Below are 13254 nucleotides of genomic sequence, written 5' to 3' on the forward strand. Positions count from 1 at the left end.
AATGTTTAAAAGTTAACATTCAAGCCAAAAGAGACTGTTCTAATAGGCGCATAATTAAAGCTTGTGTTTGAGCCACTAAAGTATTGGCGCGGGTCCATACCTGATCGCTTACTGAACAACAACACATTATCAGCAGCAAAGTACACTCGCAACGATTTAACATGTAAATCATTTAACAGCTGAGCTGGAAAAGTATATCCCAATGTGATGTTTCTAATATTAAAATAAGAAGCATCAATTAAGAATCGATCTGACTGCTGATTAGCATCCTGATAATTCTCCTCCAAACGAGGCACATCGGTATTTGGATTGTCTGGGGTCCATGCATTATTGATATCTGTATGCCAGTTTGTACCCAAACGGCCAGCATGCATTAAACCTGCATAGTTCCCATCATATACCTGACCGCCAAATTGAAAATTGGTTACGACAGATAAATCAATGCTCTTATAGGTAAATGTGTTATTCCAAGATCCTTGAAAATCGGGCAATGACGAACCGCTAATCTCGCGAGAATCAGAGCTACTTACCTGCTCATAACTATCGGTTTTAACTTTTACCTCGTTGCCTTCTTCATCCACCGAATTCATCCAATACAAAGCCGAGCCTGTTTCAGGATCAACACCTGCCCATTGGTTCAAATAAAAATCGTAAATAGAACCGCCAACAGTTAATATTTTATTACCCATCACAATTCCATTCTCTACCTTATCAGCAGGAAGACTCGTTATTTCATTTTTATAATGCGTACCAAACAAGGCCATGTTCCATGTGAAGTTATTATTGCGAACAATATCGTAAGCCACATTAAAGTCAATACCTTCGTTTTTCATATCAGCGATATTCTCAGGAATATAGGCTATACCCGATGACGTTGGCTGAGGATTATTAAAAAGAAGGTCAGAAGTAGCCCTATTGAAATACTCAAACTCAAATCTTAAGCGATTATGAAGAGCCGTTAACTCAACCCCAACATTTAAGTTCTTGCTTACTTCCCAGGATAAATCTTTATTTCCTTTGTAAGCTAATGAAAGACTCACTTCGCCATTGTTGTTAACCACATCGTACATATCCTTGTATGGATAATATACGGTATTGCTATTGGTATCAAGTATCCCATCATTTCCTTGTACACCATAAGATCCTTTTAACTTTAAGTTGTCGACCCAAGTAACCTGACTCATAAACTCCTCTTCGCTTACTCGCCACGATCCACCAACAGACCAAAAGTTACCCCATCGGTTATTATCATGAAACTTTGATGAACCATCGGTTCTGAAACTAGCAGAAAAATAATAGCGATCTTTAAAATCATAGTTTACCTGAGACAGGAAACTTTCGATTGTGTGGCGATTGGCATAAGATGTTAAACCAACCATATTTACCCCGTTATTAAACTCATGATTATCAGGGATGAAAAAGTTAGTTTTCTCACCATACAACTGTTTCATTTCGTAGTTATACGATTCGTGACCAACTAAGGCTGAAATCGAGTGCTGACCAAATGATTGATTATACTTTAGCAGTTGATTAATGGTTGTTGTTTGGTAACGATTACCCCATTTTTGTGAACGACCGTTAACATTAACTGCATCACCATTTAGTGGGCTATAGAAAACAGATCGATTGAGGTTACGAAGGTCGTAAGCCATATTAGCCGTAATGTTGAAGTGCTGTAAGAAATCTACAGATAAGTAAGTACGATTACTAAAACTATCTTCAACACGATTATTTAGATCATAAGCCGACATGGCTGCAGGGTTCTGACGAGCACCGTATACACGCCCCGAAGTCCCCTCCATTGTTTTATCTCCAAAATCGTACATCACTTCACCCGTTGGACTATATTGTTTATTTCCATCGGCATCGTAGATATAAACTGGATAGATAGGTGCCACATTCTGCGTAAACATAAATGGGTTAGAAAATGAATTTCCTGATGATGTTTTAGGTGCATCCTGCTCTCCTCGGGCATACGATAAGTTCGAACCAATCTTAATGTGTTCAGTAATCTGATAGTCGAGGTTACTTCTTAAAGAAAAACGTTCAAATGACGAACCCCTAATAATACCTTCATCATTTAAGTAACCCAAGGAAATATAGTGCGTTGTTTTTTCTGATCCTCCACTAATATTCAGGTTATACTCCTGTCGCTTTCCATTGTTAAAGGTCTCATCTTCCCAATTATCATTATAAAGATAAGATGCGCTTGTTACGGTTCCATCGGGCATAACTACTTGTGTATCATCTACACCTCTATAAGGATTATAGCCACCTAAACGATTGATCAAATCATTAGACGCTTCAACACCTGCTTCCTCAAGCGTATACTCGTCTCCTGCATAAAATCCATTGCGATAGGCCTCCCATGCTTTTCCAAAATACTGCCCAGGATCAGTATACACATCGTAGGCCGGCACAGCTCTGGAATTAACTCCCACGCGAGCATCAAATGAAACACGAGTCTCTCCTTTTTTACCTTTTTTAGTGGTAATCATGATAACACCATTGGCACCACGCGAACCATAAAGAGCAGCACTTGCCGCATCTTTTAAAACCGTTAACGATTCAATATCTTGCGGATTAATTGCATTCAACTTACCATCATAAGGTACACCATCAACCACGTACAATGGCGAGCTGGAAGCATTAATAGAGCCCACTCCCCGAATTCGAATAGCAGCATCAGATCCTGGCTGACCACTTGAGCTTACCACCTGCACTCCTGAAGTAGTTCCTTCCAGTGCTTTGGATACCGATGAGGTTTGCATTTTTGCAATTTGCTCCCCACCTACAACAGATGCAGAACCAGTAAATGATTCTTTTTTTGCAGTACCGTAAGCAACCACCATCACTTCTCCCACATCGATTGCATCGCCTTGCATTACAGCATTAATAGTTGTTTTACCATCAATTACAATTTCTTGCATGGTCATACCAACAAACGAAAAAACAAGAGTTGTTGCATCTGCTGGCACTTCAAGATTGTAGGCTCCATCCGGCATTGTAATGGTTCCAACAGTTGTTCCTTTGACAAAGACTGACACACCTGGAATGGGACTTCCATCACTTGCATCAGTCACAATTCCGGTCAAGCTAGTGGTTTGTGCAATCAACGATTGCAAACCAAGCATAACCATTAACGAAAGTGCACATAGTACTTTCTTCATAGACTAAAGGTTTTAAATTAATAATACTATTTGATTGAATTTTCGCGACTAAAATAGTATTACTATCATTATTAATACCAATATCTCATATGATAATAGTCATCTTAATTTTCTTTTCCTTTTTAATAATTATTTATATTGACACAAAACAACTATAATCACAACAATACAAATACGTATGAAATTGAAATAACCCAAATGTACTATGCATAACAAATCGTCAACACACATTAAATCCTGCTTTCAAACGGATCTAATTCATAAGGAAACAAAACTAGTCCTAAGCACACATCTAACGCCAATACAACTTTCTTTATTAAATCCACATGTTGGATCATTTTTAGAAATGAGATTTATTTCTAAAATAAATTCACTCAAGTATCAACTATCACCTTTCGTTTTTCAAGCTATAAATTCTACTTTTGGAAGCTGTATTGATAAGAGCAAGATTGAATAGTTATTTACAGTCTATTCTACCTCCAGTACACAACTAGGATACATTTAAAAGATAGACATTGGCTAAAACTAAGAAAACACCCGTGCAGACTCCATTAATGAAGCAGTATTATAGCATTAAGGAAAAGTATCCGGATGCCATATTATTATTTCGAGTTGGTGATTTTTATGAAACATTTTCAGACGATGCTATAAAGGCTTCGCAAATACTAGGTATCACGCTTACCAGAAGAGCCAATGGCGCTGCCTCGTACGTTGAATTAGCAGGTTTTCCGCACCATGCCTTGGATACATACCTACCCAAGCTTGTACGAGCAGGCGAAAGGGTAGCCGTATGTGACCAGCTGGAAGATCCTAAAATGACCAAAAAAATTGTAAAACGAGGTGTTACAGAACTGGTAACTCCCGGAGTAGCCATCAACGATAATATACTTGAGCACAAGGAAAATAATTTTTTGGCCAGCATACATATTGATAAAAAAGTGGCAGGTGTTGCTTTCTTAGATATATCAACTGGAGAGTTTTTAACTGCCGAAGGGTCTTTTGAGTACATTGATAAACTCCTTACCAATTTCAAACCTAAAGAAGTACTTTTTGAAAAAGGTAAACGCAAGGAGTTTGAACAGCATTTTGGCGATAAGCTTTACACCTATGCTTTTGACGATTGGGCATTTGCCCCTGAATCGGCTCACGACAGACTACTTAAGCATTTTGAAACAAATTCACTCAAAGGGTTTGGGGTACACAACCTAGCCTATGGTATAACAGCAGCAGGTGCTATCATCCATTATCTAGATTTAACACAACACCACAAAGTTCAGCACATAAGAACACTTGGTCGTATAGATGAAGACAAGTATGTGTGGCTCGATAAGTTTACCATTCGCAACCTGGAGCTTTTTGGTTCCTTAAACGAAGGTGGCAAATCATTAACTGATGTGATTGACTGCACCATAAGCCCTATGGGATCGCGCATGCTTAAACGCTGGATAGCACTTCCGCTTAAAGATGTGAAACCAATTGAGGATCGCCTTAGTGTTGTTGAGCATTTTTTTAAAGAGCCAGAGCTAAAAAGTGAAATAGTTGAAGAGCTACATTCAATAGGCGACCTAGAGCGTTTGGTGGCTAAAGTAGCAGCAGGCCGCATAACACCACGGGAACTCGTGCAATTAAAAACAGCTTTATTCGCAATTGAGCCCATTAAGGAAAGTTGCCTGAGAAGTAATAATGAACATCTTCGTCATATAGGCGATCAATTAAACGCTTGCTTAACTATTCGTGAGCGCATTCATCGTGAAGTTGAAATCGAACCACCAACACTCGTTGCCAAAGGTGGAGTTATACAAACAGGTATTAATGAGGAGTTGGATGATCTCAGAAAAATTGCCTTTTCGGGAAAAGATTACTTAGCCAACCTACAGCAGCGACTCAGCGAAGAAACCAACATACCAAGCATTAAAATTGCCTTTAACAACGTTTTTGGCTACTACATTGAAGTTAGAAATACCCATAAAGACAAGGTGCCCGAAGAATGGATTCGAAAGCAAACCTTGGTTAATGCTGAACGTTACATTACTGAGGAGCTAAAAGAATATGAATCAAAAATACTAGGTGCCGAAGAAAAGATACAAGCAATTGAAGTACGATTATACAACGAACTAATCATTGCTGTTTCTGAATTTATCTCGGCTATTCAGCTCAACGCCATATTGCTTGCAAAAATTGATGTTCTTATTTCATTCAACAACCTGGCAACCGTTTCAAAATACGTTCGTCCGGTGGTTAACGACGAGCTTGAGTTAAATATTACTGCAGGACGTCATCCTGTTATTGAAAAACAACTTCCTGCTGGCGAGCAGTACATTCCCAATGATGTTTATTTAGATAACGACAAACAGCAGATCATAATCATCACAGGTCCAAACATGGCTGGTAAGTCGGCTTTATTACGACAGACAGCATTGATTACCCTGTTGGCACAAATTGGATGTTACGTGCCCGCTGAGTCGGCCACAATTGGTGTAGTTGACAAAATCTTTACACGTGTTGGTGCATCCGATAACATTAGTTTAGGCGAATCAACCTTTATGGTGGAAATGAACGAAGCGGCAAGCATATTGAATAATTTAACACCTCGCAGCCTTGTTCTATTTGATGAACTAGGACGAGGCACCAGTACTTATGATGGTATTTCCATCGCCTGGTCAATAGTAGAATACATTCACGAACACAAACGCGCTGGAGCCAAAACATTATTTGCCACTCACTACCATGAGTTAAACGAGATGGAAAAAACTCATAAGCGATGTAAGAATTTTAATGTATCGGTAAAGGAAGTAGATAACAAAGTCATATTTCTTCGAAAACTTGTGCCTGGAGGCAGTAATCACAGTTTTGGTATACATGTGGCAAAAATGGCTGGCATGCCTAAAAGCGTTGTTAAAAGAGCCAATGATATACTGGGTGAATTAGAGATCACACATCGAAATGGCGAACTCTCAAAACCAATGGATGAAATCTCCAATAATCGTGAAGGTATGCAGTTAAGTTTTTTCCAGTTAGATGATCCGGTTTTAACACAAATACGCGATGAAATAGCCACTTTAGACGTGGACAATCTGACACCAATAGATGCTTTGAATAAATTAAACGATATAAAAAGATGGGTTGGTGGCAAATAAATTCGTATTGTTTGCCATGTAGCCAGCTTTGTGAAGATTTTTTCATCCCACACATAAAGCACGAACTATCTGATGTCAAAGACAATAAATAATTCATCGAATTTTTCTGCAAAAAATGACACTCATTTTATTTGCAATCGTTGAAAAAGCACTATATTTGCATCCGCATTTGAGAAACAACTCTGATACGCAGAGGGGCAAATGATACTGAAAGTAGGAAGTCAAGCAGGATTGGTGAAATACTTAATTGCGAAAATAGCTCAGTTGGTAGAGCACGACCTTGCCAAGGTCGGGGTCGCGGGTTCGAGTCCCGTTTTTCGCTCCAAGGATGCCCGAGTGGTGGAATTGGTAGACACGCAGGACTTAAAATCCTGTGGCCATTAGGCCGTGCGGGTTCAAGTCCCGCCTCGGGTACAGGTCTACTCACCAAAATGACCTAAAAGCGCTTAAAACCAATGTTTTAAGCGCTTTTTTATTTTCAGAAAACTTCAAGAAAAGTGGTTAAAACAGGTGTTTAAAGTGACCAATACGTGACCACTCCCTTTTTCACCCTAAGTGGTCACGTGACCATTTAAATGCCTGGTTACCAAGATTTAATTTGACTCATATTGATTTTATTTGAACTTGGTTATGTCTGGAAATCTCAAGAACTTTATGCTTTTTGAGTGACCAACGTGACCACAAAATTTTATTATTATGAGGTTTTATTCAAATTTCGTACTGAGAAAATCCAGAATTGGCAAGGATGGCTCCTACCCAATTTACCTTCGCCTATTGTTTAAAGGTAGAAGAGTTGACTTATCATCCGGAATGAGATGCATTCCCAAAAATTGGGATGAAGTACATCAAGTATTCTATGAACTGACCGATGAAGCACAATCTTCCAACCAGCGCTTGAGAAAAGTCAAAACATCTGTTGTGGACATCTACAACCGTTTTGTTTCTTCTGGTAAAGAATTTGATGTTGTCGATATTAAAAATGAATTTCTTGGCAAAAGTGAATCGAAAGGAATGCTTGAGGTTTTCGACTACTACCTTAAAACGATTGAGAACAACATTGGTCATGGCTATGCCTTTCGAACTTTAAAACACTATCGTGTATCACGCAAGAAATTGGCAGAATTTCTTAAAAAGAAGCTGAGAAAAAAGGAAATTCCTATAACCAGCGTTGACTATAACTTCCTTAATCAGTTTGACATGTTTTTAAAGTCCGAATACGGTGTTCATCAAAATACAGCCTGGAATTACCACAAACACTTAAAAAGAGTGATGAATTTAGCTGTTTCCATGGGTCATTTGGATAAGAGCCCTTACAACCAGTTTAAAACAAAATTAGAGCAGGCTAATCGCGATTTCTTAACCAAAGATGAGCTTCACAGACTGGAAACAAAAGAAATTGATTTAGACCGTCTTTCAATCGTGAGAGATATATTCGTATTTGCCTGCTATACAGGATTAGCCTATTCTGATATATCTAAATTAAGTCCAGATCATATTCAGACACGCAACGATGGAAATCAATGGATAATTATTAACCGGACCAAAACAAAAACGCAATGCTCAATCCCCCTTTTCCCCAATGCCATTGAAATACTTGAACGATATTCCGACTATCCGGAGTCTTTATTAAAGGGAAGAGTTTTACCAGTCGCCTCTAACCAAAAACTTAACAGTTACCTGAAGGAGTTAGCAAACATTTGTGGTATTAATAAAAAGCTGACTATGCATATGGCTCGTCACACCTTTGCTACTACAGTTACCTTATCTAATGGCGTGCCTATTGAAACAGTATCAAAAATTCTTGGTCATAAATCTTTAAAAATCACCCAGATTTATGCGAGGGTACTAGAAAATAAAATATCAGAGGATATGATGCAGTTAAAAAACAAATTGGGAATGTGAGTAACACCTCATTAAGCATATCTATCAACTATTCTTCTACAGTAATTTAGTTATGAGTAGAAGAATAGTTCTTTTTTAACAATCTATTATTCTACACCTTACATCTAAAGGTGATGCCAGATTAAATTTTGTTGCCAGAATTATTTGTAAAACAAAAAAAAGCCTCTATTTTTGCATCCGCATTTGAGAAACGACTCTGATACGCAGATAGGCAAATGCAAGACTGAATTGCGAAAATAGCTCAGTTGGTAGAGCACGACCTTGCCAAGGTCGGGGTCGCGGGTTCGAGTCCCGTTTTTCGCTCCACTAGGATGCCGAAGTGGTGGAATTGGTAGACACGCAGGACTTAAAATCCTGTGGCCATTAGGCCGTGCGGGTTCAAGTCCCGCCTTCGGTACTGAAAGGCGCTTAAAACATCTGTTTTAAGCGCCTTTTTTTATTAATCAAGTTTTTCATTTAGCTGCCAAAATATAATCGACTGCCTTTTGAGCTAAACTTGCAGCAGAAACAATAAACCTCTTATCACTCTTTAATTTTCTTAGCCAACCTTCAATATAAGCTGCACTATTATCAATGGTGGCATTTTCAATTCCACTAATACCACATAGGTAGGCAGCTCCCATCTCTGCAACCAATTCTTCCTGACTGTAATCCTGGCTGCCAAAATTTAGATTTGGAAAGTGTTGATGACGACTTAAACGCTTTGAATGGCCCGTGCTATGAATTATTTCATGATAAAGGGTTGAATAAAATTCTTCATCCTCATAAAAGTGCTTGGCATCTGGCATATGAACTTCATCCCTAGCCGGTATGTAACAGGCTTTTTTCATACCATACTTAATCAACGGAGAATCATCCCACTTATCAATCAGCTCTTCACATGAATCTATTGCTTTAAATTCATGAGCATGTGATGTTTCTTTGGGAATCCTACTTTGATCAATGCCATCAACATCATCAATATGAAATACCCTGTAATACGAAGCATTGGTATTTCTTCAATTTCATGATCCTTTTTGACTTCTAACATTTTCCAAAAAATCACCATAAATGACTTAGCACCTTTTTTAATGGAAGCTTCCAGTTGCTTAACCTGATTGAAGGTGAGAAAATAAGGCCGTTCAAAACCAAAGCTTAATAGATACCAAAAGTTAAATCCTCTATACGCCTTTTTTGAAATCAGATTGCGAGGAATAGCATCTGAGGTTTGCCATGGCATCGCCAAAGGAATAACTCCCTGCTCTAATCGTTCAATAATTAAATTGGTGACTGTTTCATAAATATCAAAGTTTTTCATTGTATTTACCACTGCCTTGTGGGTTTATTTCGGCTTCTGGCGCGCCATTAAATTTTGGCGAACTCCATTGAGCCGAAATGAATTTTGTCAAGTGGGCATGTCTGTTTTTGCTATTTGCAAAAACTGAACGCCTTCGTAGGACGGCTGACCATATAGATAGACACATTCAGCCGCACTTGACTTTTCATTTTCGGCGATTAATAACTTTGACAAGATTTATATGGTGTGGAACCTCTTTTTATACATTATCTCTAAAAGGCAACTTAAACTTAATGCTGGGCTGACTTATAAATGCTTGATTAAAACTGCCAGAATCTCATAAAAACCGCTATTTCTACGAAAAGTTTTATAGTGTAGTGGAAACATAATTTAACTCAGATATGAATAAACAAGAATTAGTTTCAGCCATTGCTGAAAAGGCAAGCATAACTAAAGTAGATGCAGAAAAAGCAATCAATGCATTTGTTGAAACAACAAAAGAAACACTGGCAAAAAAAGGAAAGCATCCAATTAATTGGATTTGGTACGTTCTCTGTTTCTGAGCGTTCAGCTCGCACAGGACGTAATCCACAAACTGGTAAAGAAATTCAGATAGCAGCTAAGAATGTTGCTAAATTCAAAGCCGGAAAAGCTTTGGATGATAGTATCAATTAAAGATTCCTATTGAAAATAAGTGTAGGCTACCTGTTATGGTAGCCTTTTTTGTGCAGTTTTCATTCTTAGTTATGTGAGGTTTTAACAAGCTTACTCTTCTACCAACCTAAAAGCCATTGCTTTTAACTCTTGCTCTGCTCTAGATAGACCATATTTATCAGCTACATTCCTCCATGTTCTAACAGCCTTTTTTACCTCGTCAATAATTGCATGTGCACGTGCTTCCGTCAATCGGAAGAACTCAGCAACCTGTATAGCCAATTCCAAATCAAGCGCATTATCTTCATCCGAGATGTTTAGCTTTAATCCCATACCTGTCTCAACTGGGTTGATGTCATAGGCCGGTGATAACAACCAGCCTTTGTTAGTCAAAATGAAACCATGATTGCGTAAGTGATCATCTGTGTTAGATACACAGATGCTAAATACAATACGGCGCCAAAGCTCTTCCAAATCATCCTTGACATTAGCACCATAATTCTGAATAAATTCCACTAGTTCCAGATAACTGATACCATCAGCATGATCTTGTCCATCTGAATAGCCCAGCATTGTCATCGCCGATGCAAAATGAATACGTTCTCCTATTTCCGTTCTGTCAAAACGCTTTGTTAAAAAGGTATAGTAATTGGAAGAAAACTTCTGAGCGCGTGATTCCGCCATATTGACTCCTGCAGCAATAGCCATTTCATAGGTCACCATTTCCCATCCTCCTATATCTCCCTGGTCAATTCGACTTGGGAACTTAGCTATCCAGAGCACTCCTTTATCATCCAGAATACTGGCTTTGGGTCTTGCTCCTCCTAATGAGGCTCCCGGCGCAATCAGCATACTTAACCAACGTAAGTACTCTGGATCATCCATCACATCCTCCTCTTCCAGACGAAGACTTATTTGTTCTAGTTCACGTAATGAAGTCCATGGAGGCGCTGCCATCTCCCTGTTATTGTTTATAAAAGGTCCATCTTCATGAAGCTTAAAGCGTATTGCACCCATGCGGTGCTCATCAAAAACACCCAATAAATAATCTGTTTCAAAAAATTTTTGCTCTGTACGTTCTTCCTTGCGTGCCAAAGCAGCTTCTCTACGACGCATTAAAATACGTCCCCAACGATCCGGTGATGAATCCAGAAAAATACCAAAGTTAGATTGCTCTTCATTCAAATAGTGTAATCCAGAATACAATTGTAAACCCGGGTCTAAAACTTGTACAGATTGGTTTTTCAGCCATTGCTTATTATATTCAAAGGAGAATAGCTCTTTACCTTTAAGTCGCTTGGAATACAATATCCCCATCAACTGGGGTTCCTCCATCCCAACCCAATGCGCATAAACCAGTATTTCTCTTTTATCCTCTTTCATCACTCACTCTTCTTCTTAGGTGCCCGTTTAGGTGTAATTATCTCAGCATCTTGTAATTTTCGGCCCAACTCATCATCTTTTGCAATAGTGCTCAGGTCTTTTTCCAGACCAAGAACCTGAAGCACTAACAAATATGCACCAATGCTTACTGTTTCAGCTCCTTTTTCTATAGCTGACAAGGTTGGACGGCTAATATTAGCACGTTCAGCCACTTGCTCTGAACTCAATTTACGTCGCAAACGTGCCAACTTAATATTTTCACCCATCTCGGACAAAATACGCTTTATCTTGGGAAGAATTATGATTTTCTTTTTAGCCATACAGTAAAATATATTTTACAAATATAGCATATTTAAGCAATTTTATTTTACACTATAACATTCACCTTCTACAAGTACCTTCCTTTTCTTCGTTTTATCGTATTCTTCTTTCTTTGGCGTGTACTTTTTCGATGCTCCCAATCCCGATAGTTTAATAACTCAATAACCAACTGGTGATTTATCCGTTGCCAAAAGCTAATCTCAGTATGTTGCAGCTGATGGGCTCGTTGAGAATTTTCATATTGAAGTTGCTTAGCTACCAGGTATGCAAAATGTGATTGAATGGCCTTATCAACTACTTCTTGCTGTTGATTATTTATATGGCTCATAAATTCTTTATATAACTCACTCTTTGAAAGGTTTAATTCCTTTAGTACAATTCGTTTTTTATCTTTTGCAATTGACGATTCTTCTTTATCCACAATGGCATCAATCAGGTTCGGATTTTGCCGTAACAACTGTGCTGTATAATCTTTTACAATGCCTTTAAACTGCTCCTTGGTTAAGGTAAAATCCTTTAATCGAACGCTGTATTTCTTTAGTAGGAATTGAGCATCTATAACTGTTTGATGACGGGGCGAATAGATGTTATAATTACCATTCTTACTGATTTGATAAGGAACCATATTGTACTTCAAAAAAGCTCTTCTGAGCTCTTCTTTGGTATAAAAGCGGTATTGCTTTATCAATTCTTTTAGAATCTGCTCTGCCTGATTTTTAAGCTCTTCTTGCTGCTTAGAATTAATAGTGTGCCCTTGTTTGAAGTTGTATTGTGGCTTTTCCTCAAAAGCTGAAAGTTTTATAGAATGTCTCACTATTTTGCTATCCTGGTCAATAACCAGAATGCTTTGCCCTTGCTTTGATTGATATAATTGCAGATTGAATGCTTTCAGAACATCCTGGTATTCTTGCCGGTCGGTGATATTCGAGTTGTTTAATAGGTGAAACACCTCTTGAATGCTCGCTTTAAGGTTCGGGCTATCCGCTGATGACATAAGATGTAGATTGCCAAGGCTTTGTGTTTCAACTAAGTCATATTGCTGATTTATTTGCTTGATAAAATCCTGGATTACATAGCGGTCGTTGCTGTTTTTTATTTGCTTGCCCGAGTTTCTGTCAATGCGTGTGGATACAATGTGAAAATGTGTGCGTTGTATATCGGCATGCTCGTACACAAAGTAAGGTTGCTGTCCATAGCCCATGTGTTTCATAAAAGTATCAATTTCCTTTTTAAGTCCATCTTTTGTTAGTTTTTCTATCTCTGAATTTGTCGGGTTGATTGACGCATGAAAACATTTATTCCTACAACGTTTATTGCCTTTCTCGATGGCCACCTATTGTTCCAAACGCTGAACTTTGGGATAAACAAAAGGCTTCTTTGCTTGATGCTGTTTGATGGATTTTTATGACCA

Annotated in this window: 8 protein-coding genes, 4 tRNA genes and 1 pseudogene; 7 read left to right on the plus strand and 6 right to left on the minus strand. The window is 38.4% G+C overall.

Annotation, left to right across the window (positions count from 1 at the left end):
• Positions 1-5: 5 nt before the first annotated feature.
• Positions 6-3170, minus strand: a complete 3165-nt coding sequence (locus FNN09_RS07900; RefSeq protein ID WP_143301254.1) for a TonB-dependent receptor — start codon at positions 3168-3170, stop codon at positions 6-8.
• Positions 3171-3685: 515 nt separating this feature from the next.
• On the opposite strand from FNN09_RS07900, the gene mutS reads away from it, so the two are divergent.
• From mutS to FNN09_RS07930, 6 genes are all read left to right on the plus strand, one after another.
• The gene (gene mutS / locus FNN09_RS07905) at positions 3686-6307 is read left to right on the plus strand and encodes a DNA mismatch repair protein MutS (RefSeq protein WP_221932451.1); all 2622 of its coding nucleotides are present in this window, start codon (positions 3686-3688) and stop codon (positions 6305-6307) included.
• A 249-nt stretch (positions 6308-6556) separates the two neighbouring features.
• Positions 6557-6632 (plus strand) — tRNA-Gly (locus FNN09_RS07910).
• Positions 6633-6637: 5 nt separating this feature from the next.
• A tRNA-Leu gene (locus FNN09_RS07915) sits at positions 6638-6721 on the plus strand.
• A gap of 282 nt (positions 6722-7003) precedes the next feature.
• Positions 7004-8209, plus strand: coding sequence for a site-specific integrase (locus FNN09_RS07920; protein WP_143301256.1), 1206 nt, complete (start codon positions 7004-7006; stop codon positions 8207-8209).
• 230 nt (positions 8210-8439) lie between these two features.
• Positions 8440-8515 (plus strand) — tRNA-Gly (locus FNN09_RS07925).
• A gap of 7 nt (positions 8516-8522) precedes the next feature.
• Positions 8523-8606: transfer RNA gene (locus FNN09_RS07930), tRNA-Leu, on the plus strand.
• Between the two features lie 55 nt (positions 8607-8661).
• On the opposite strand, the gene FNN09_RS07935 is transcribed toward FNN09_RS07930, so the two are convergent.
• Together FNN09_RS07935 and FNN09_RS07940 are read right to left on the minus strand one after the other, a co-directional pair.
• Positions 8662-9039, minus strand: a complete 378-nt coding sequence (locus FNN09_RS07935; RefSeq protein ID WP_143301258.1) for a zincin-like metallopeptidase domain-containing protein — start codon at positions 9037-9039, stop codon at positions 8662-8664.
• Positions 9040-9095: 56 nt separating this feature from the next.
• Positions 9096-9506 carry an ArdC-like ssDNA-binding domain-containing protein gene (locus FNN09_RS07940; RefSeq protein ID WP_143301260.1) on the minus strand — a complete coding sequence of 137 codons (411 nt, stop codon included), beginning with the start codon at positions 9504-9506 and terminating at the stop codon, positions 9096-9098.
• A 380-nt stretch (positions 9507-9886) separates the two neighbouring features.
• On the opposite strand from FNN09_RS07940, the pseudogene FNN09_RS07945 reads away from it, so the two are divergent.
• Positions 9887-10160 (plus strand): annotated as a pseudogene (locus FNN09_RS07945) (HU family DNA-binding protein).
• 90 nt (positions 10161-10250) lie between these two features.
• Here the strand turns inward: FNN09_RS07945 and FNN09_RS07950 are convergent.
• The 3 genes from FNN09_RS07950 to FNN09_RS07960 all read right to left on the minus strand — a co-directional run bounded on the left by FNN09_RS07950 (position 10251) and on the right by FNN09_RS07960 (position 13176).
• Positions 10251-11522 (minus strand): type II toxin-antitoxin system HipA family toxin, encoded by a 1272-nt coding sequence (locus FNN09_RS07950; protein ID WP_185968930.1) that lies wholly within the window; start codon positions 11520-11522, stop codon positions 10251-10253.
• Positions 11522-11842, minus strand: coding sequence for a helix-turn-helix transcriptional regulator (locus tag FNN09_RS07955; protein ID WP_143301262.1), 321 nt, complete (start codon positions 11840-11842; stop codon positions 11522-11524). Before FNN09_RS07955 ends, FNN09_RS07950 begins: the two co-directional genes overlap by 1 nt.
• A gap of 68 nt (positions 11843-11910) precedes the next feature.
• Positions 11911-13176 carry a relaxase/mobilization nuclease domain-containing protein gene (locus FNN09_RS07960; RefSeq protein WP_143301264.1) on the minus strand — a complete coding sequence of 422 codons (1266 nt, stop codon included), beginning with the start codon at positions 13174-13176 and terminating at the stop codon, positions 11911-11913.
• Positions 13177-13254: the final 78 nt, after the last annotated feature.

Origin of the sequence: Carboxylicivirga sp. M1479, from assembly GCF_007097485.1 — a bacterium.
GTDB lineage: Bacteria > Bacteroidota > Bacteroidia > Bacteroidales > Marinilabiliaceae > Carboxylicivirga.